16 protein-coding genes and 2 tRNA genes are annotated in these 21,579 nt (G+C 34.7%); 11 read left to right on the top strand and 7 right to left on the bottom strand.

The window, feature by feature from the left end; genetic code table 11:
• From ACFQ32_RS02775 to ACFQ32_RS02760, 4 genes are all read right to left on the bottom strand, one after another.
• Nucleotides 1-123, bottom strand: a 123-nt coding sequence (locus tag ACFQ32_RS02775; RefSeq protein ID WP_379906883.1) for a helix-turn-helix domain-containing protein, incomplete at its 3' end; no start/stop codon positions are given.
• 84 nt (nucleotides 124-207) lie between these two features.
• Complete coding sequence (gene pgmB, locus ACFQ32_RS02770) at nucleotides 208-876, bottom strand: beta-phosphoglucomutase (RefSeq protein ID WP_046324687.1); 669 nt, start codon at nucleotides 874-876, stop codon at nucleotides 208-210.
• Nucleotides 857-3,676 (bottom strand): alpha-L-rhamnosidase, encoded by a 2,820-nt coding sequence (locus ACFQ32_RS02765; RefSeq protein ID WP_046324688.1) that lies wholly within the window; start codon nucleotides 3,674-3,676, stop codon nucleotides 857-859. Before ACFQ32_RS02765 ends, pgmB begins: the two co-directional genes overlap by 20 nt.
• A gap of 12 nt (nucleotides 3,677-3,688) precedes the next feature.
• On the bottom strand, nucleotides 3,689-5,392 hold the full coding sequence (locus tag ACFQ32_RS02760; protein ID WP_046324689.1) for a glycoside hydrolase family 3 protein: 1,704 nt from the start codon (nucleotides 5,390-5,392) through the stop codon (nucleotides 3,689-3,691).
• Nucleotides 5,393-5,554: 162 nt separating this feature from the next.
• Between ACFQ32_RS02760 and ACFQ32_RS02755 the strand changes: the two genes are divergently transcribed.
• The 4 genes from ACFQ32_RS02755 (at nucleotide 5,555) to ACFQ32_RS02740 (ending at nucleotide 10,449) form a co-directional block, all read left to right on the top strand.
• Complete coding sequence (locus ACFQ32_RS02755) at nucleotides 5,555-6,565, top strand: AraC family transcriptional regulator (protein ID WP_046324690.1); 1,011 nt, start codon at nucleotides 5,555-5,557, stop codon at nucleotides 6,563-6,565.
• 237 nt (nucleotides 6,566-6,802) lie between these two features.
• Nucleotides 6,803-8,005 (top strand): MFS transporter, encoded by a 1,203-nt coding sequence (locus ACFQ32_RS02750; RefSeq protein WP_046324691.1) that lies wholly within the window; start codon nucleotides 6,803-6,805, stop codon nucleotides 8,003-8,005.
• Between the two features lies 1 nt (nucleotide 8,006).
• Entirely contained in the window at nucleotides 8,007-8,975 is a 969-nt protein-coding gene (locus ACFQ32_RS02745; protein WP_046324692.1) for an alpha/beta hydrolase, read from the top strand.
• 1 nt (nucleotide 8,976) lies between these two features.
• Entirely contained in the window at nucleotides 8,977-10,449 is a 1,473-nt protein-coding gene (locus tag ACFQ32_RS02740) for a GH39 family glycosyl hydrolase (RefSeq protein ID WP_046324693.1), read from the top strand.
• 127 nt (nucleotides 10,450-10,576) lie between these two features.
• On the opposite strand, the gene ACFQ32_RS02735 is transcribed toward ACFQ32_RS02740, so the two are convergent.
• Nucleotides 10,577-11,680, bottom strand: a complete 1,104-nt coding sequence (locus ACFQ32_RS02735; protein WP_046324694.1) for a helix-turn-helix domain-containing protein — start codon at nucleotides 11,678-11,680, stop codon at nucleotides 10,577-10,579.
• A 106-nt stretch (nucleotides 11,681-11,786) separates the two neighbouring features.
• On the opposite strand from ACFQ32_RS02735, the gene ACFQ32_RS02730 reads away from it, so the two are divergent.
• From ACFQ32_RS02730 to ACFQ32_RS02710, 5 genes are all read left to right on the top strand, one after another.
• Nucleotides 11,787-14,180 (top strand): DUF4982 domain-containing protein, encoded by a 2,394-nt coding sequence (locus tag ACFQ32_RS02730; protein WP_046324695.1) that lies wholly within the window; start codon nucleotides 11,787-11,789, stop codon nucleotides 14,178-14,180.
• A 19-nt stretch (nucleotides 14,181-14,199) separates the two neighbouring features.
• Nucleotides 14,200-15,399, top strand: coding sequence for an MFS transporter (locus ACFQ32_RS02725; protein ID WP_046324696.1), 1,200 nt, complete (start codon nucleotides 14,200-14,202; stop codon nucleotides 15,397-15,399).
• A gap of 1 nt (nucleotide 15,400) precedes the next feature.
• On the top strand, nucleotides 15,401-16,363 hold the full coding sequence (locus ACFQ32_RS02720; RefSeq protein WP_046325196.1) for an alpha/beta hydrolase: 963 nt from the start codon (nucleotides 15,401-15,403) through the stop codon (nucleotides 16,361-16,363).
• A 1-nt stretch (nucleotide 16,364) separates the two neighbouring features.
• Nucleotides 16,365-17,831 (top strand): GH39 family glycosyl hydrolase, encoded by a 1,467-nt coding sequence (locus tag ACFQ32_RS02715; protein WP_046324697.1) that lies wholly within the window; start codon nucleotides 16,365-16,367, stop codon nucleotides 17,829-17,831.
• A gap of 282 nt (nucleotides 17,832-18,113) precedes the next feature.
• The gene (locus tag ACFQ32_RS02710) at nucleotides 18,114-18,290 is read left to right on the top strand and encodes a hypothetical protein (protein WP_167334237.1); all 177 of its coding nucleotides are present in this window, start codon (nucleotides 18,114-18,116) and stop codon (nucleotides 18,288-18,290) included.
• Between the two features lie 28 nt (nucleotides 18,291-18,318).
• On the opposite strand, the gene ACFQ32_RS02705 is transcribed toward ACFQ32_RS02710, so the two are convergent.
• Complete coding sequence (locus tag ACFQ32_RS02705) at nucleotides 18,319-19,329, bottom strand: serine hydrolase domain-containing protein (RefSeq protein ID WP_046324698.1); 1,011 nt, start codon at nucleotides 19,327-19,329, stop codon at nucleotides 18,319-18,321.
• Between the two features lie 198 nt (nucleotides 19,330-19,527).
• Here ACFQ32_RS02705 and ACFQ32_RS02700 point away from each other — a divergent pair.
• Together ACFQ32_RS02700 and ACFQ32_RS02695 are read left to right on the top strand one after the other, a co-directional pair.
• Nucleotides 19,528-19,599 (top strand) — tRNA-Glu (locus ACFQ32_RS02700).
• Between the two features lie 8 nt (nucleotides 19,600-19,607).
• A tRNA-Gln gene (locus ACFQ32_RS02695) sits at nucleotides 19,608-19,679 on the top strand.
• A gap of 873 nt (nucleotides 19,680-20,552) precedes the next feature.
• On the opposite strand, the gene ACFQ32_RS02690 is transcribed toward ACFQ32_RS02695, so the two are convergent.
• A complete protein-coding gene (locus ACFQ32_RS02690) occupies nucleotides 20,553-21,479 on the bottom strand; it encodes a LysR family transcriptional regulator (protein ID WP_046324699.1) in 927 nt (308 codons plus the stop codon).
• Nucleotides 21,480-21,579: the final 100 nt, after the last annotated feature.

The raw sequence follows: 21,579 nt of genomic DNA, 5'->3' as shown, positions 1-21,579 counted from the left end.
GATCCAACCATCAATAGATTTACGTGATGTGATATGTAATTTCTCTTGAATTTCTTTTGTACTAAATCCTCTTTGATACAAATCTACTGCTTCTAATTTTGTTTTTAGTAAATATTTAGACATAAGAAAACCCCCGAATTGGAATCTTTGTCCAATTCCGGGGGTTAACTTCAAATATTATTTTATTCACGAGCTTTTATTTTCTAATTATTTTTCCAAGCTAAATTTTTTCCAGGCAGTTTCGATTTGCTTATAGTTTAAAGCTGCTGTTTTAGGGAAAAGGACTTTAGCATCTTTGAGGTCTTTCTTAGAGCCAACACCAACGGATAATGCCCCTGACTTATTAATAGCAGTGATGCCAGCAATTGAGTCCTCAATACCAACACAGTCTTGTGGCTTGAGCTTTATGGCCGCAGCTGCTGCTATAAAGATATCAGGAGCAGGTTTCCCAGCGGCAACTTTACTAGGATCGGCAATAGCATCGAATGCATCTGTTAATTGTAATTTTTCTAAAATAAAGGGGCCATTCAGACTCGCCGAAGCCAAGCAAAGTCTGACATTATTTTTCTTAAAGGCAGAAATCAATTCATTAATTCCGGGCAAGATATTTGCAGGTGTTAAATTGGCCAGCAAATTGCGAAAAATATTATTCTTCTCATTAGTCATTTCATTAAACTGTTCTTTTGAAACGGAGATATCTAAAAAGTTTAAAATTGCTTTTAAAGAATCGCTGCGATTAACACCTTTAGTTTGTTTTTCCAGGTCATCCGGCAATTCAAGATTGAAATGATTTTTGATTAATTTGCGCCATGCTTGGAAATGATAGACGGATGTATCTGCGATGACTCCATCTAAATCAAAGAGAACGCCTTTCATTTAAAAACTTCCTTTCACTTGCTACAGGTGTTGTGTCAAGTATTTTATTAATATGGGTAAAATCTTCGTCTGCGATATTAATAAATGGCAACAAACCGTTTAACTTTACCAGGGAATTTTCGCCAAATTTTTCGATGTTATCTGAATCTTGTAAAAAATCAAAGACTGGATTAATTGGCCTTAACTGTTTAACAAGTTTTGAATCATCCATTAGTTGTTTAGCAGGCATGTTGATATTGTAGTATTCGATATAACTTCTTTCAGGTACATAAGAGATTGTAAAGTCACCATTAGTTAATTCCAATGGCAAAGATGCTGGTTGACCATTAAGTTCTACTTTATTTTTCACTCTAGGTAGTTTTACGGTTACTTTTTGACCAAACGGAATATTGAGCGTGACTTTAATAGTGTGCCGAGCATCAGTTTCAAGTTGGTATGCCATTTTTAGGTCACCATATGAACTGTGATAGTGTCCAGAAACCTTTTTAAACCGATAATCAAATTGAGGCGCAAAGAGCACATTTTGGTAGCCCTTGGTTTGCTTTCTTAATCCCAAAACTTGTTGATAAACCCATTGCATGATTGCTCCGATTGAATAGTGGTTAAGAGAATTCATTCCTTCAGGATTCATTGAGCCATCAGGCAGCACGGAGTTCCAACGTTCCCAAATAGTAGTAGCTCCTAAATTTACTTCATAAAGCCAGCTTGGAAAATCTTCATTTAGAAAAATTTGTGTCGCTAACTTATGTTCGCCATTTTCAGATAAAACCTGACAAATAAAAGGCGTTCCAATAAAGCCAGTTTGCAAATGGTTGTGATCCTTATTTAACCTTTGAACTAAATCTTTAACTACACGTTTTTTCTGTTTTTCTGGTACTAAATCGAAATGAAGGGCTAGGGCGTATGCAGTTTGTGTGTCAATTGCCAGCCGGCCATTTTTAGTAATAAATTCGTCTTTGATGGCTATTTTAATAGCTTGAGCTTGTTGTTCATATTTCTTAGCATCACTGGCATTACCTAAAATTTTAGCTGTTTGAGCAACAATCCAACTGGAATAGGCGTAATAAATTGAAGCAATATAATCTTCGTCAGTCTTTCCACTAGGCATCGCTGGGTTTTCACCATCTAAAGACAGCCAATCACCGAATTGAAAGCAACCAGTCCAAAGATTCTTGGTAGTGGTTGCTTGACCAATCCAATCTACCCAGGACTTCATACTGGAGTAATTTTGTCTTAAAATAGCCGGATCAGCTGTTGCTTGGTATGCTGTCCAGGGAATAACGGTTGCGGCATCTCCCCAAATTGCTGCACCACCACTATTATTGCCCATTGCAGGAGCGTACATTGTTAGCATTCCATTGTGTGCAGCCTGTTCAATTTTCATATCTTTAGCATATTTTTTGAAAAAGGCGTAAGCATTCATATTTAAAATGGCAGTGCTGGCAAAGACGTCGGCATCACCGGACCAGCCTAAACGCTCATTTCGTTGTGGACAGTCTGTTGGAACATCAAAGAAGTTGCTTTTTTGACTCCACAAAACATTCTGGAGCAGACGATTAACTTTGTCATTAGTAGTTTCTATACCACCAGTAATTTCAAGATCGGAATAAATTACCGCTGCCCTAAAATCATCCTTTCTTAATGGCTGAGAATTGCCGGAAACTTTAACATAGCGGTAACCGTAGTAGGTGAAGTGTGGTCTAATCCATTCTTTTTTACCATTCGAAACATAATGAAAGGCAGCACGAGCTAATCGAAGATTATCCCGGTAAAAATTACCATCTTGCAGAATTTCTCCCACTTGTAAATCAATTTCGCTGCCAGAAGGTTCCTGATTTTTGAATTCTGGCCAACCAGCCTGATTTTGACCGAAATCAAGAACAGTTTCGCCTTTAGGAGTATGAATAATTTCTTTAATAGGCAAATATTCTTTTATTTTTAATGGTAGGCTTAAACGGTCGTGCAATATTTCCTTAGAATGGTGTAATACGATTGCCGGTTGCCAATTAGTTATTTTCTTGGTAGCGTCAAAGTCTTCACCATAATAAATGGCTGATTTGGTAATTTTTCCAGCAGTAGTTTTCCAAGAAGCGTCTGTATTTATCACTTGGCTGCTGCCATCATCATATGCGATATGCATTTCAGCAATAGCCATTTGCTGGTCGCCATAAATGCAATCTTTACCACCATCAAAGCCAAAGTTGCCTTTATACCAACCATCACCAAGTGAAATCAAAAGTTCTTGCTGCGATTTTTCCCCCAGCATTGCGGTAACATCATAAGTTTGAATCTGTACTAGCTTGTCATAAGCTGTGACGCCTGGTGCAAGAAACTCATCACCAATTTTTTGCTTGTTTAAATAAGCTTCGTAAACACCTAAACCGCTAATATAAAGACGTGCATTAACAACTTTCTTAGGTAAAGTAAATTTCTTCTTTAAAAGTGTATTTTGAATTTCTTTATTTTCGTTGCCAATCCATTCGGCTGTGAAAGGCTCATTCATCTTACCAGTTTCAAAGAAACTTTTTGCGCTTGTTTGAGTATCAGCGCTTTTTAACCAAACAGTAACTTTATATCTCGTGCGCGGTTTAAGCTCCAATTCAAAGTCAAAGTAATTGTTGTCATATTGTTGCCACTGACTGTCAAAAATTGGTTCATTTGCATCAATTGTTATTCTTTTTTGAATATTGCTTGAAATCTGACTCGCTTCAGCGCTGAATTCAATTCTCAAATGGTTGTCTAAATCATAACCAAGAGGCTCAGTATAATGGTTGACTGAAATATCTTTAATTTTTAACATTGTTTTTCCTCCTTATAAACGAGTTTCAAAACGACCACAAAATGGATCTACAGGACTATGTCCACTAAATTTATCATTTCCCATCATTTTTTCCAGAAGAGCATCAATTGTGACATCATTGCCTGTATAAGCATTAATATAAGTTGAAACCATTGGAATATCGAATAGGTGATAGGGATTACAAGTGGAAACAAAAACAGTAGGGATGTCCTTCATAAACCACGGAGCGTCTGCTGCCATTAGATGAATCCAATCAAGTCTTGTTGTCGTTTGATTACTTGCCGTTTCAACGTTAGCAACATAAAATGCCAGGTCAAATTGATCTTTTTCATATTGCACTCCACCTTCGAAAACCTCTTTAAAATTAAGATTTTTCCGATCAAAAACTGTAACTTTAAATCCTTTTTCTGTCAGTTTCTCTTTAAATTTTGCGGTTACTTTACCGCCTTCCTTAAAACCACCATCGTCTGTATCACCTAAAACGACTAAACGAACACGAGGATATTTTTCTGGTGTAATCGGTAGCAGTTTGTCACGATCTTTAACTAAAGTAACAGATTCTTGTGCTACTTTGGCGGCCAGTTTTTCGTGTTCAGCTAACTTTAAATTAATTTCTTGCGATGCGGGGTCGCAAAGATTATTTTCTGTATTCATTACGCCTTGTGCAATTTTAGTTGCAATTATTCTGGTAACAGCTTCGTTTACTCTTGCCATAGAAATCTTGCCACTTTTGACTGCGTCAGTCACAAATTGATAGTCTTCATCGATATCCTTGTTGAATAAGATCATGTCGATACCCGCATTAATGGTTGCAGGTAAGGCTTCTGAACGTGGCAAAATTGCATTGTATCCGATCATTGGTGTGGCATCAGTTATTGTAAGACCATTAAAATGCAAAACAGTGCGCAAAAGGCCATCAATTAGCAATTTGGAAGTAGATGCAGGACGTAAATCCTTATCTTCAATACCAGGTTGTAAGCGACGTTCCCAAGCTGGTTGCATAATGTGGGCAATCATGACAGCAGGCAGACCATTTTGAATTAAATGATGATAGATTTGCCCGTAAGATTCCATCCATTTGTCAGCAGGCAAGGAGTTAATTGAGCTCAAGAGGTGTTGGTCGCGTTCATCAACGCCGTCTCCAGGGAAGTGTTTAGCTACCGGAATAACATGATTAGCTTTAAGACCTTTGATTTGTGAATCAGACATTCTGATGACACGCTCTTCGCTACTACCAAATGTGCGCACATTCATGATCGGGTTGCGGAAGTTTTGGTCTAAATCAACAATTGGTGCAAAAGACATGTTGCCGCCAACTTGTTTTGCTTCATAGCCTGATACATCACCCAAATTATATGCATTCTGTTCATCATCCGTAGCGGCAACCTGTAAGGGTCTGCCAAACCATGTGCCTTCAGTTAATAAACCATTGCCGCCAGCTTCCAAATTAGCAGCAATGAACAGGGGAGTTGCACTTGCTTTTTGAGATACTGCTATTTCATGTTGCAATTTTTGGGCTTTATCAGGCCGGTACATGATGCCACCTGGTTGATATTTTTTAACAAACTCTGTTAAGTCAGTGTTGTCTTCATCCTCACCAATTACAAAGAAAAGTTGTCCTATTTTAGCAGAAAGTGGCATATTTGCCACTTTGTTTTTGATAAAATCAATTTCTGCGCTTGATAAGTTATAAGGCTTTTTTGTTAGATCTGTCATTATTTTCCTCCATGTGCTATAAATATATTGATTCGAAAACAAGTTTATTGTAGCTTAATGTTAGCGCTATCGCTATTGTCAAAAGTCATGTGTAGTATGTCGATTTCACAGGTTTTATTTATTATTCTTAAAAATATTTAGATTCTACGAGGAGAAAATAAATTGAAAGAAGAAATTCTGCAGCTACTTCGAAGTAGAAATATGCCCAGAGAATGGGAAGATGTTATAGCAACGATTGCCAAAAACGGTAATCTTACCAAAGAGATAGGAAGGATAGGTAAAGAGCCAGTATATCGTTTTTTTGAAACTTATACAGACGACCTAGTTTTGAACAATAGTTCAATTTCAATTACGGTTCAACCGACAAAATCGTTTATTCCTTACCACATTCATAATTATGTAGAAATTATGATTCCACTGGTAGAAGACTGTTTCGTTTACGTCGAGCGAACAAAGATTAAAGTTAAACAAAATAATCTTATTTTTATGGGGAATAAAACTGTTCATAAAGTTAGTCCAATCAGCTCAAAAGGAGTAGTTGTCAATATTGCTTTACGCAGTTCCGCCTTTTCACTTAATGACCTTGATTTTTTACATCACAAGAAAAACGGCACCAATATTTCTAATATTTTATTTTCGCTTCTTTCTGATGAGGAATATGGTGAAGGACGGTATAATCTGTTTGATATAAAAGAAAATTCTAAAATTGTTGCTCTTATTTACGATTTGATTTATGAATATTATCATCCTGATAGCCAGTCTAACCAGTTGATCAGATTGGAGATGCTGACTCTGTTTTCGCGTTTAATCCGCCAAGCTAATTATTCTGGAAACGTCGTGAAAGAAATTCGCAAGCAAAAAACAAACTTACTTTCTTTATTACTTTATATTGAAAAAAATTACGCTAAAATCACCTTGCAAGAAATGGCCAACTATTTTGGCTTTAATCCGAATTATTTGTCCGACTTTTTAAAAAAGCACACAGGGAAGACCTTTATCCAACTCGTTCATTTACAAAGAGTTAATGTGGCAGCAGAATATTTATCATATACAGTTGCCCCAATTGATCGTATTGCTAATAAAGTTGGTTACGAAAACCCATCTTATTTTTATAAAATTTTTAAAAAATATTTTGGAATTTCGCCAGCAGAGTATCGGCAGAAAAATAGCTAGTAAATTATTGTAAAAGTTATGATTTGCAATTACTAACTGAAGTGAGTTTAAAATCAGACTAAAAATCCGATAAAATGGATTTTTATAGGGCTGTTTTGTCGGATTTTTTATTTCTTTTTTTTAAAAAAAACTGGGAAATGAATATAATTTCCCTGTTTTTTGACTATGGTTATCGCAAAAATTCACTAATATACTTTAAACTGAAGAATGAAAGCGAATCCATAGGAGGAGAAGAAAATGACTAAAAAACAAATTTTTAAAGTAATAGGTATTTTGAGTATGAATCTGCTTTTAATGTTGAGTACTGCTGTTACTTCAGCGATAGCAGCAATAGCAAGATCATTTCCGAACGAACCTATTTCTAAAGTACAATTATTAGGATCCATTTCAAATCTTGGAGGAATTATAGCAACTGCTCTTTTTGCTTATTTAACCTTTAAAATGACCAGAAAAAATCTGGGCTTAATGGCCATTTTATTTGTGGCAATTGGTGGTCTGATACCAGCAATCTACAGTAATAGTCTTAACTTGATTTTGGCTTGCATGGTCCTAGTTGGATTTGGTACTGGTACCATTACTAACGTTGTTCCAGTTTTATTACAAGAAAATTTTGAAGGTGAAGCCCGTGCCACTGCAATGGGTTGGGGTTCCGGAGTTACCAATGTTGGTATGATGATTTTTACCGCCCTAGGCGGGGTTCTCGGTGGAAGCAACTGGCGCAACTTATTCTGGATCTATGGTCTAGGTTTAGTAGTTTTTGCTTTGGCGCTGTTTTTAATTCCGCAAGATCAAAAGCTCACTAACAGCAATAAAAATAGTAGAAATGGTCAAAAGGTCGGTTTTTGGTCCTTATTAAAGCACCTTAAAGGCTCTGTGTATGTTTTATATTTAATTAATTTTATGCTTTCACTAGCAATGATGACCTTTCTATCTAATCAGTCTATTGTCCTGGCAGCACAAAATAAAGGTACAGCTTATGTTGCTATGGTAACTTCCCTAGGAAACATAGGAGGAATTATTACTGCAGCGTTTTTAACTTATATTAGAAAATTTACTAAAAACGATACTATTGCTTATGGTTTTATCGCATTTGCTCTATCTTTCATCTGTATCATGTTCTCGTCTAATGTTGTTTTGCACATCATTGGTAATGCCTTTTCAGGTATGGGGATTGTATTAGTTGGTGCTACTGCCCCATATGAAATGTCAATCTTAACTGATCAAAAACAATTTCCACTAGCAGTTTCAATCAATACCTTACTTGGTTCCGTAGCTGGAATGATTGTACCAATGTTACTAGCAGCCGTAAAGATTGCACCGGGACGTGATTCATTTATAGCAGGAATCGTTATCTCAATTGCTACAGCTATTGTGTTGTTTATTACTAGATTCGGTAGTCGTGTAGAAAAACAACAGAATAAAGTTAAAGGGGAAAATTAAAATGGACATCCAAAAAATCTATTTAGATAAAGAAAGAGAATCTGCATCGCTGACAACATATGTTTTAGATGATTCAACAGAAACTTTAAAAGGTGAAGCTAGACCAGCAGTCATAATTTGCCCTGGTGGAGGCTACTTCAGTTGCTCGGACCGTGAAGCTGAACCAATTGCCATGTATTTTGCCTCGCTTGGCTATCACTCTTTTGTTTTAAGATATACTACATACTACACACGTACATTAGAAATGCCAGACTTGTCTAAGCCCTTACCCAAGAAGGAGAAAACGATTTATCCTAAACAGATAAGAGAACTTGGTCAGGCCATGTTATTAATCAGAAAAAATGCTTCAAAGTGGCACGTTGATACCGAAAGAATTGGTGTATGCGGTTTTTCAGCTGGTGGACATGTTGCCGCTCTTTATTCCACAGAATTTAATGAACCAGTTCTTACAGATTATTTAGGCGTAGACAAAAATGATTTACGGCCAGCTTTTGCCATTCTTGGTTATGCCATCACTGATTATCATCTTTTAGATGCCGATCTTGAAAAGAAAAAGAATAATCCTATGGATTACCACTTTATGAAAGCTTCAAATGTTGCTACCTGTGGTACAGAGAGACCAGACAAAAATTTTGAAACTAAAATGAGTGCAGTAGATCATGTTGATAGTGAAACACCACCATTTTTCATATGGACAACTGCAACTGACCCTTTAGTTAATCCGCTTCACTCACTGGAATTGGCTTCCATTTTAGCCAAAAATAATATTTCGTATGAAATTCATGTTTTTGATCGAGGTACTCATGGTCTAAGCTTAGCTTCACAAGCTGCTGCTGGTTCTAAAGCTCAAATTTCTCCTGTTGTTAATCAGTGGACCAATTTATGTGCCAAGTGGTTAGAAAACAATTTTGCTCTTAAACTGCCTGCAGTCAGTGATTTTGAAAAAATGAAAGGAGAAGGAAAAAATTAGAATGCTAGATTTTAAAGTAAATTCAAGTATAAAAACACCGTTTCCACACTATTGGGAAATGTGTGTTGGCAGCAGTCACGCTTATACTGCTTTGAGAGCTGACTATCAAGAGCAATTAACAAAAGTACATGATGAACTAGGAATAAAATATGTCCGTTTTCATGGTTTGCTCGACGATGAAATGAGTGTCTGCATTGAGAACTTTGATTTTACGGGCAAATCACAAGGCATCACCTATAATTTTGTTAATATCGATAAAATATATGATTTTTTACTAAAAATAGGGATGAAGCCTTTTATTGAATTAGGTTTCATGCCAAGTTGTTTAGCTTCAAAAAAGAATAAAATCTTTCCTTATGGTGGTAATAATTCCATGCCTAAATCTGATGAAGCGTGGGAGAATCTAATTGCTAAATTTATCAAGCATATTATTAACCGCTATGGTAAAGATGAAGTAGAATCATGGTATTTTGAAGTTTGGAATGAGCCAAATTTGCCACTATTTTTCTCTGGTACACAGGATGATTATTTTCACTTGTATGAAATCACTGTAAAAACAGCTAAGAAAATTGATCAGAAATTACGTTTTGGTGGACCTGCCACATCTTATAATTCTTGGATTCCAGACATGGTAAACTTTTGCCAACAAAATAATTTGCCTTTAGATTTTATTTCAACACATCATTATCCTACTGACGATCCATTATGGAAGAGTGGCATGGATATTGAAGAATTTTTCAAGAAAACTAAAGGAAAGCAAACTGACTATCACCGTGGCATCCTCAAAGAAATGACTAGTAAAACTAGGAAAGAAGCAGCTGAATATCCATTGTTTTATACTGAATGGAACGTTTCAGCTATGCTAGGTGATGCTATTCATGATGAACCATATGCAGCAGCAATGGTTGCCAAAACTTTGGCAGATAATGACGGTTTGGTGGATTGTTATTCATACTGGACTTTCTCTGACATTTTTGAAGAAGAATCCCAAAAACCAGGTGTATTTCACGGCGGCTTTGGTCTGCAAACAGTGGACGGCATTGAAAAACCAGTTTATCGCTTGTTTGAGTTTTTCCATAATCTTGGTAATCAGCGAATTAAAGTTGAAGATAACAATAATAGTACTGCAGAAATTTTAGCTGTTCAAAAAGGTAAAGATTTACAAATAGTTGCCTACAACCATAACGTACCGAGTGGCAAAATTAAAACGGAACAATTAACTATTGATCTTGACCACGAGTTTAATGGAAACTGTGAAATTAACAGAATTGATAAAAATCATGCTAACCCTAAGAAATTGTGGCAGGAGATGGGAGAACCAACTTATGTTGACAAAGAACAACTAGCAAAATTGCGTTCTGCCTCTCAACTTGTCTCAGAACAATTAGCTATCAAAAGTGGCAAAATAAATTTGGAATTACTGCCGCAATCATGTGCACTCATCACTATTTCAAATTATTTTCTTCAAGATTAGATCAGCGTAGTAAATAAATACTTGAATATAACTTAAAACCAACTTTGACCTGTATGTCGAAGTTGGTTTTTTGAATTATAAATTAATTGTGAGAAAGCTGATTACATTTGAGTATTACATATAAAAACTACTCAGATTTTCTGCGATATGCGCTGGGAGTAAGGTGGAGTATAGTTTGAAAACTTCTTTCAAAGCTGTTAACTGAACTATAGCCTACTTGTTCGCTGATGCTGTTTATACTATCATCGGTATATTTCAGTAAGTTACAACTTTTTTGTATACGGTAATAGTTGCGTAAATAGTTAAAAGAATGACCTGTTTTTTTAGAAATCAACTTTCCTAAGTACGCTTTATCATAATTATATTGTTGGGCTAAATCCTTTAGCTTGACAGTATCACAATTAACTTTAATGGTATTAATGATTTTAGCAAATCTATTGGTCAGATCATTATCATAAGTTTTAAAATTATTTGACTCGCTTAAACCGCGTAAAGCATAGGATAATAAAATAGAAATATAATCACAACAAATCGCATTTGATTGTGGTAAGGAAGAATAAGACTCAATGAATATATTTTGGATTATTTCTAAAATTTTCTCAGTGATTTGAACGTTAAATGTTAAATAGTTTTCAGTCGAACTATAGAGACATTTGTTAAAAAAATCAGCAAGTATGTTATCAGCTTTTATTAAATTAAAAAATGAATTATCAAAAGTACTTTTCTTCATCACAATACAGATAACGATACTACTCTCAATGACTTCTATTTTATGAGAAGTACTAGGTGAAATTATTACTAGGTCACCTTTGTGTATGGTAGAGACTGAATTATCGGTAAAAAACTTAGTTTCTCCGTCTAATACTAAGTCTATTTCAAAATAGTCGTGTTTATGATAATGAACTAATTCATTTTGAAACTGCAGTAAAATTTTGGCATCTTTTTCTGCAAACATGAAATAAGATTCTGACACGTTTTTATATAGCTGTTGGGGTTTTTGGATAATTGGAGTTACGTCAACATGTAAATTTTGCAAACATTGATAGAGTGAAAAAATATCATGAGACTTGTTTAAAGAATTTGGAGTTTTAGGCAATTCATACGAATAATTACTTTTTTGATATAAATGCAAAATTGCATCCAGTAAAGAAATTTTTTGATGTCTTTTAAAAAAACAAAATGACAAGTATTTTTGAATAGCATTGTAAGACATATAAATTCTACGGTTCATTTTTTCTCCTAACATTAATTTTGTTAAATTTAGGACTAAAAAGTATATCTGATTAGTCTATGAAAGCGCTTATAATAACATTGGAAAGTAAAAAAAGGAGGCTAATATGAACGAATCCATTTCTTTAAATTATAACTGGAAATTTCATTTGGGTGAAATCCAAAAACCAAAAATATTAGCAAAAAAATCGTATGCTTTTGGTGGGTTAACGGCTCCACTTGAAAATGAAACTGGCAATATTCTTCCAGTTGGTCCGGGAGGTAATCACTTCTTAAACTTAATATCTAATGGTGATCCCGATAAAGGTTTACAGAATTTGGCTGGTACAGATTTTATTAAGTCTTTGGATAAAACGTGGCAGGAAATTAATATACCTGATGATTGGAAAAGACGTGAACCATATCAAAATGATCCGAATACGTTGATGACCGGTTCTAAACTTGATGGAATAGCCTATTACCGCAAGACTTTTAAACTTGCAACAGATTCATCAGAAGATAGGGAGTATCTGTTACATTTTGATGGCATTATGGGGTCAAGTGATATTTGGTTTAATGGTTGTTATTTGGGACACAATGACAGTGGCTATGTAGAGATAGACTATGATGTTTCACAAATAATTAGATTCGCTAGCGATGGGAATAATGTTATTCTCGTGCGTACCGATACAACAACCGGTTCTGAAGGGTGGTGGTATGAAGGAGCCGGAATCTATAAGAATGTTTGGATTGAAGTCAGAGATTTAGTCCATTTAGAAAGTGATGAGTTTTACTTTAGGACAACGAAAATAAATGATCAAAATGCAAAAATGTTGGTCAGCTTTGCTGTCAAAAATGATTTAAATCATCCTATTTCTGTCACACCAAAACTCACAATAGATCAAACGATTCAAATTGATTTTGCGACTGTGACAATACAATCTCAGTCAGTCAGACGGTTTAGCAAAGCATTTGAGATAAAAGAACCAAAATTATGGTCGCCTGAGCATCCTAATTTATACCAAGCAAGATTGGAAATTGAAAATGACTCTTTAAAACAAACTTTTGGTATTAAAACAGTCAACTATGATGTCAATGGTTTTCATTTGAATGGCAAACTTTATCTGTTGAAAGGTGTATGTGAGCATCAGGATTTTGGTGGGGTTGGCATAGCTTTAAATCAAGATATTATTGATTTTAAAATCAAAAGGCTAAAGGAAATGGGTGTTAATGCGCTTAGGAGTTCACACCACTTTGCTGCAAAAGAGTTATTAAACGCATGTGATCGCTTGGGAATAATTTTAATTGATGAAAACCGTCTTTTAGAGGCTACACCTTGGCGATTAAGAAATTTGACTAGAATGGTAAAGCAAAGTCGATCCCATGTATGTATCTCATTTTGGTCAATTGCCAATGAAGAGATTATCGGCAATACAGAATATGGTCGTCGTTCAGTAAAAAAGATCACAGAGATTATTCGTTATTTATCTCCTGATACATTATTAATTTCTGCAGAATTGTTAAATCCAGAGGGAAAAGTAAATGACGATTATATCAAGTACTTTGACATATTAGGAGTCAATTATCCTGAAGCAGGTGTAATGGGTGAAGGAGCTGAACTTATTCATCAAAGTCATCCGAACTTACCAATGATGTGTACTGAAAACGCATCGTACTTTTCAACACGTGGTATTTACAAAGATGATGCTGAAAACTGTCACACTAATAATTTTGGCTCTTTATATTCAATGGTTTTACCAGGGAAAAGAAAGCCGGGAGATCCGGGAGTAGGTGGGACTGCGCGTCCTGAAACTGTGATGTCTTACCTGCATCAACATGAATATATGGGTGGTGTATTTTTGTGGACCGCCTTTGATTATTATGGTGAACCGTCACCTTTTGGTTGGCCGGGTATTAGTTCTCAATTTGGAATTATGGATTTAGGGGGCTTACCTAAAGACTATTTCTACTATTATCAGGCTCAATGGCAAGATCAGCCGGTACTTCATCTCATGCCTTCTTGGAATAAAACTGATTTAACAATTGAAAATGGTCAAACCGAAGTCAGAGTGTTTTCAAACTTGGATGAGGTTGAACTGTTTATCAACCATAAAAGTTTAGGCAAAAAAGCCGTTAAAAACTATGAATGTAATTGGCAGATTAAATATGAACCTGGAGAGCTTTTAGCTAAAGGATACGTGAAAGATAAGCTTGCGCTTGAAGATAAAAAGGAAACCAGTGACAAAATTAGTAAAGTAAATACTGCTATTTTGTACCGGGGCAAAAACTGTACTTTATTTGAGTTAAAGGCAATTGATGGACAAAATCACTTTGTTCCCGATGATAATAGTTCGTTGCAAATTAAAGCAATTAATGGTCAGATCATCGGATTGACTAATGGCAATCCTTCTGATATCAGCGAAAATTCTTTAAGTAAAATTAAACTTTTTTCTGGTAAAGCTGTTGTGATTGTAAAACACGATGAAAATGTTTTGCCTAAACTTAATGTGGATTTTGACTAAGAAAACGAAGGTAACTTTCATGACTAAAAAACAAATTTCTAAGGCCATAGGTATTTTGAGTATGAATTTGCTCTTAATGCTGGGTACTGCCGTTACTTCGGCAATTGCGGCAATAGCACGATCCTTTCCTAAAGAACCAATTTCTAAAGTCCAGCTGCTAGGTTCTATACCGCAACTTGGCCAAATAATTTCTACAATATTTTTTGCTTATTTAACTTTTAAAATGACTAGGAAGAATTTGGGCTTAATGGCGATTTTATTTGTGGCAATTGGTGGTCTGATACCGGCAATCTACAGTAATAGTCTTAACTTGATTTTGGCCTGCATGGTATTGGTCGGATTTGGTACTGGCACCATCACCAATGTAGTACCGGTTTTATTGCAAGAAAACTTTGAAGGTGAAGCTCGTGCCACTACTATGGGCTGGGCTACCGGTGTTACTAACGTTGGTATGATGATTTTTACCGCCCTGGGTGGCATTTTGGGTAATAGCAACTGGCGCAATTTATTCTGGATCTATGGTCTGGGTTTAGTAGTTTTTGCTTTGGCTCTAGTATTAATTCCCCAAGACCAAAAACTCTCGAATGATAATAAAAACAATAAAGACAGTAAAAAACTTGGCTTTTGGACGTTATTAAAGCACTTTAACGGCTATGTTTACATTTTGTATTTGATTAATTTTATGCTTTCACTGGCAATGATGACTTTTTTATCTAATCAGTCTATTGTTTTGGCAACTCAAAACAAGGGAACTGCTTATGTAGCAATGGTGACGGCGTTAGGTAATATTGGTGGTATCTTAACAGCCGCATTTTTAACTTATATTAGAAAATTCACCAAAAAAGATACTATTGCCTGGGGGTTCATCGCATTTGCATTATCCTTCATCTGTATTGTATTCTCATCTAACGTTGTTTTGCATATTATTGGCAACGCTTTTTCAGGTATGGGCATCGTGTTAGTTAATGCCACAGCCCCTTATGAAATGTCAATTTTAACTGATCAAAAGCAGTTTCCATTAGCAGTTTCAATTAATACTTTAATTGGTTCCGTAGCTGGCATGATTGTGCCAATGTTACTAGCAGCCGTAAAGATTGCACCAGGACACGATTCATTTATGGCTGGCATAGCTGTCTCAGTTGTAACTGCAGGTGTCTTGTTTATCACCAGATTCGGTAGCCGAGTAGAAAAACAAAATAATGAAAAAAGAGAAGATTAAAATGAAAATCAAAAAAATATTTTTAGGTAAAGAAAATCAATCTGCATCGCTGACTACCTATGTTTTGGACGACTCAATAGAAACTTTAAATGGCAAGAATAGACCAGCAGTCATAATTTGCCCTGGTGGAGGCTTCTTCACTTGCTCGGACCGCGAAGCTGAACCAATTGCCATGTATTTTGCTTCGCTTGGCTATCACGCTTTTGTTTTAAGATATACTACATACTTCTCAGATACATTAGAAATGTCAGACTTGTCTAAGACTTTGCCCAAGAAGGAAAATACGATTTATCCTAAGCAGATAAGAGAACTCGGTGAGGCCATGTTGTTGATCAGAAAAAATGCTTCAAAATGGCACGTTGATACTGAAAGCATTGGAGTATGTGGCTTTTCAGCTGGCGGACATGTTGCCGCTCTTTATTCCACAGAATTTAATGAGCCGGTTGTAACAGATTATTTAGGCGTAGACAAAAATGATTTACGGCCAGCCTTTGCTATTCTTGGTTATGCCATCACTGATTATCATCTTTTAGATGCCGATCTTGAAAAGAGGAAAAATAATCCTATGGACTACCACTTTATGACAGCTTCAAACATTGTTACATGTGGTACAGAAGTTCCAGATAGAGAGCTTGAAACCAAACTTAGCCCAGTTGATCATGTTGATAGTGATACACCGCCATTTTTCATATGGACAACTGCAACTGACCCCTTGGTTAATCCGCTTCACTCATTGGAACTGGCTTCCGTTTTAGCCCAAAATAATATTTCGTATGAAATTCATATTTTTGACCAAGGTACTCATGGTCTAAGCTTAGCTTCACAAGCTGCTGCTGGTTCTAAAGCTCAAATTTCTCCCGTTGTTAATCAATGGACCAATTTATGTGCCAAGTGGTTAGAAAACAATTTTGCTCTTAAACTGCCTGCAGTCAGTGATTTTGAAAAAATGAAAGGAAAAAATTAGAATGTTAGATTTTAAAATAAATTCAAGTAAAAAAACATCGTTTCCACACTATTGGGAAATGTGTGTTGGTAGTAGTCATGCTTATACTGCTTTGAGAGCTGACTATCAAGAGCAATTAACAAAAGTACACCAGGATATGGGTATCAAATTTGTCCGTTTTCATGGCTTATTTGACGATGAGATGAGTGTTTGCATTGAAAACTTTGATTTTACGGGCAAATCACAAGGCATCACCTATAATTTTGTTAATATCGATAAAATATATGATTTTTTACTAAAAATAGGAATGAAACCTTTTGTAGAATTAAGCTTTATGCCAAGTTGTTTAGCTTCACAAAAAAATCAAATCTTTCCTTATGGCGGCAATAATTCCATGCCTAAATCCGATAAGGCATGGGAAGAACTAATTGCTAAATTCATAGAGCATATTCTTGAGCGCTATGGTAAGGATGAGGTTGAATCATGGTACTTTGAAGTTTGGAATGAGCCAAATTTATCGCGCTTTTTCTCAGGTACCAAAGAAGATTACTTCCACTTGTATGAAATAACAGTAAGAACTGCTAAGAAGATTGATGAAAAGCTCCGCTTTGGTGGTCCAGCTACATCTTACAATTCCTGGATACCAGATATGATAGACTTTTGTCAGAAAAATAATTTACCGCTGGACTTTATTTCAACACATCATTATCCAACAGATGATCCGTTGTGGGAAAGTGGCATGGATATTGACGAATTCTTTAAAAAGACTAATGGAGTTCCACAAGATTATCCTCGAGGAATACTTAAAGTTATGACTTCGAAGACAAGAGAAGAAGCTCAAAACTACCCACTATTTTATACGGAGTGGAGCGTTTCAGCGATGGTTGGAGACTCCGCTCATGATACTCCTTATGGAGCAGCAATGGTAGCCAAAACTCTGGCTGATAATGATGGACTAGTTGAAGGTTATGATTATTGGGCATTTTCAGACATTTTTGAAGAAGAATCCCAAAAACCAGGAGTCTTTCACGGTGGCTTTGGTTTGCAAACAGTGGATGGCATTGAAAAACCAGTTTATAGATTATTTGAAATATTCCATAATCTCGGTGATCAAAGAATAAAAGTTGAATATAATAATAATGCTACTGCAGAAATTTTAGCTGTTCAAAAAGGTAAAGATTTGCAAATCGTCGCATATAATCATAATGTGCCAAAAGAGCCAATAAAAACAGAACAATTGGAAATAAATCTGGACAAAACAATTAGTGGTACTTGTGAAATTAACAGAATTGATGAAAACCATGCTAATCCAAAGAAATTGTGGCAGAAGATGGGAGAACCAACCTATGTTAACAATGAGCAAGTTGAAGAATTGCGTGCTGCTTCACAATTAAAAGCGGAAAGCCTAAAAATGCAAGATGGCAAGATTAACTTGGAACTAATGCCACAATCATGTGCATTGATTACAGTTTCTAATTATTTTGAATAACAAATAAAAGGACTTTAGAATTGTAATTTTAAAGTCCTTTTTGATAGTTAAAAAACTAATTAAATTACATAACTCACAAAAATGATCAAATAGGTTTTATCAAAAAAATTTTTTTAAAAAAGTTCGTTAATGCTTACGAATGTAAAAATTTTGAATTAATAACAATTATGGCAGATCATAATGAAACTTGAGCTTTAATGTGATTAAATAACTTGAAATAACCCCCTTTTTTTACGTTAAAAACGGTATAATTCTAAGTAAATTGAAGGGAGTTTTTTACAAATGATGTGTGATAACTTATTTTTTAAAGTTTTGTGGGTAGTAGTATACGCTATTACTGCTTACTTTACCTTTACAGGCAATATGATGATGGGAATGTACTGGATGGCTGGTGGCATGCTTGCTCAAGCAGTGGTAGATCTGGTTTATCATTTTTGGCCTAATCGTAAAAAGTGTTAAAAAACAGCTTCTATATGAAGCTGCTTTTTTAATGGTCGTTTTCTTTTAAAAAGCTTTGAATGATTCTTTCTCTCATTGTTAAGAAGACTTGATTATGGCCAGTAGGGTGTATGCGATTGGTCAAAAGAATTAAACCAGATTTTTTAACTCTATCGAGAAGCATCAGAACTCCAGTAAATCCCGTATGAAGAATTAAGGGATAGTGCAACTCTGGATCAAAGCGTAGGTCCCAACCCCATGAACGAGGCTTTAAGCCTTGGGGATTTTTATTTTCGAATAGCTTTGCGACTAAGTTTTGACTATAAGGCAATATACTTTCATCCAAGCCCAAGTACCCCTTACTTAATTTAACCAAATCGTTCATAGAAGAGAACAGACCGGCTGAGCCACAATCGCTTCCTAATTGGCGTGCCTTGGGATCGTGAGGAATTCCTTGTAAAACTCTTCCTTGATAAACTGCAGTGGGAACACATAAGTCTTTTTCGGGAGTAAAAGTCGTATTTTTGAGTCCAGCGGGCTCAATTATTATGTTCTGACCAACTTCTTGAACTGGTTTACCAAATATTTTTTTGATAACTAAACCTAAAAGAATAAAATTGGTATCTGCGTAACGCATTTTATGTTCAAATTCTTCTGTTACAGGCAAGTGGATGATAGCATCGATTAATTCCTCGCGAGATAATTGATCCCTATTTTTTATCCAGCCCCTTATTCCACTAGTGTGAGTTAGCAAATGAAAAAGACGTACGCGTTCATCTTTAAATTCAGGAATAAAGTCATGCAGTGGTTCAGTAAAATTGAGCTGTCCATTTTGATATAATTTAAGCAAAATATTTTCAGTGATAATCACTTTGGTCAGACTGGCTAAATCATAAATGGCAAACGGACTCAGTTGCGTCACCTTGGGGTAAGTACTCGCAAAGCCAACGGTTGAAGTAAAAACCTGTTCATCTTTAATAAAAGCATAATTCACACCCGGTACAATGCGCTCCGTGACCATTGATTCGATTAAGTTCTGGGTGTTTGAGTAGTCAATCATAAAAACTATCCTTTAGTAAAAGTATCTTACTCTATTATATACAATTCTCAAATTAATTTTGAGAAATTGTGGCTACTGATAGTCAACTGAAAATAATGATGCGTTTGCCAAAAGAATAGTTCGATAATTTTTACCGCTAAAGCGTGAAAACTACTTGACATTACGTGTATCTTCAAGCATAATAATTACTGTTGATTTTGCCCGCTGGTCAAATGGTTAAGACGCCACCCTCTCAAGGTGGAGTTACGAGTTCAATTCTCGTGCGGGTGATTTAACACTGGGATATAGCCAAATGGTAAGGCACAGGTTTCTGGTTCCTGCATGTTTCGGTTCGAGCCCGGATATCCCAATAATTACATTTTTGCCTTTATATCAGGTGGTTTAAATGCTGGTATAAAGGCATTTTTGTTTTTTCAAGTTTTCTGAAACTTGCTCAAAATGGGCTAAAAACATAGTGTTAGTAGTCTTTAATTTTTAACCACGGATAAAAATATAACAGATATGCATCAATATTAGTATTACTTATAAAATTATCTGAGTAATGCTTAAATTTCATAAATATATTCAGCTTCCTAGTTTTTAAAGTCTACCTAAGTTTATTTTTAACTAAAAAATTTAATTATACAATTTAGCGTTATAAGCTATCAAAGGCCAATTTTGTTTTCTTATATGTAATATTTTTCCTTACTTTTAACAAAAAGTTATTTGAAAACTGATTGATGTTAAAAATGGTTTAATATTAAAAGAATTAAGTAAAAGAGAATTTCTGGACAATTAAGACAACAGTTTTATCGTTAAAAATAAGTATCAACATAAAAGTTATCTTTACTGTAATTTTGCTTAGATTTAATAAATATATAAATAAAATTATGGTATCTTTTATCTCCTAACTATATCAGGGTGTTTAAATAATCTTGTGTAAATGACTATTGAAAAAAAGGAATCTCTTCCTCGTATGATTGTCTTGTAAAACATAAACCTATCAAAATTCACCATGAAACAAAATTATTTCGATACTCTAATTACTTTCGATTTATATAGTAATTTTGGAGGCCAATATTACTCTTAGTTAAATGATTTTAATTAAATACTACTAACAATAATTATACTTACGAATTTTAAGGCTTGATTTAAAATCCTTATTTTAAGAAATTAAAAAGTAGAACTCGTTTTCAAGAATGGGAAAATTGATTTTTGTCTAACTAGGCAAAGGTATTTTAGCTTCACAACCCAGGTAATTTATGATTTACATCACTTTTACAAATATCTATTAATGTATTTATAAGAAATTTATTTTTTGTAGATGGTTTAAAGATTATATCTAATGAATTAGTGATTTTATCATCATCAAAACTGTATAATTTTATATTTTTACAATTATTTAGTTTAACGATTGTATCAAGAGTAACAGCATAACCAAGACCTGACTCTGCTGCGAGAAGAAGGTCACTAATTGAAGTTAAAGTAAATCTATTATCTGGTAATTCATTTTCATGTAAAAGGAAATAATTACGTATAATTTTATTAAAATAACTATTTTTTCTTAAATCTAATAAAGGTAGTTTTCTAACCTCATTAATATCAAGCCAAGGATAATTAAAGTCTTCTTTTTTTATGGCTTTAATATTGGGTGGCAATTTTGGCCCTGCTAAAACTACTTCACCTTTTGCTAATGATGCTGTTTCTAAATCAGTTAAATCATTTTGCTGATCAAAAGCAATTACCACATCTAATTCATCATTTCTAAGCATCGGTAACATTGAACTCAAACGGTTTTCAATTGTATAAAGCTTAATATTAGGCAGCAGTTTGTTTAAATGAGGAAGAATATCTGAAATGATAAGTCTACCTAAATTTGCTTGAAACCCAATTTTTAATTCTAGATTTGTTTCATAAAAATCATTTGCTAAATCATCAGTTAATTTTTGCCATAAACTGTAAACTTGTTCCAAAAAATTTATATAAGCACGTCCGGAATTAGATAATTCAAAATAATTTCCTGTTTTTTTAAAAATAGAATGACCTAAATTTTTTTCCTTTCTTTTTATAAAGCGACTTAAAGTTGGTACGGAAATGTACAGTTTTTCAGCAGCTTTGGTTAAATTGTGGTAGTTGGCAACAGTCAATAAGTATTTAAGTTCATTGTTCATAAGCATCCCCCTACATTATATTAGCATAAAGGCTAATTTTTAATAAAAAAATTGCAATGACAGCTAAAAATTTACTCTCTATAATTGAAAGCGTAAACAA

The sequence above is a fragment of the Lactobacillus melliventris genome (assembly GCF_042679465.1).
In the GTDB taxonomy this organism is placed as follows: Bacteria; Bacillota; Bacilli; order Lactobacillales; family Lactobacillaceae; genus Lactobacillus; species Lactobacillus melliventris.
The sequence above is the reverse complement of the archived record's forward strand: the minus strand, read 5'-3'. Positions and strand labels throughout refer to the sequence as shown.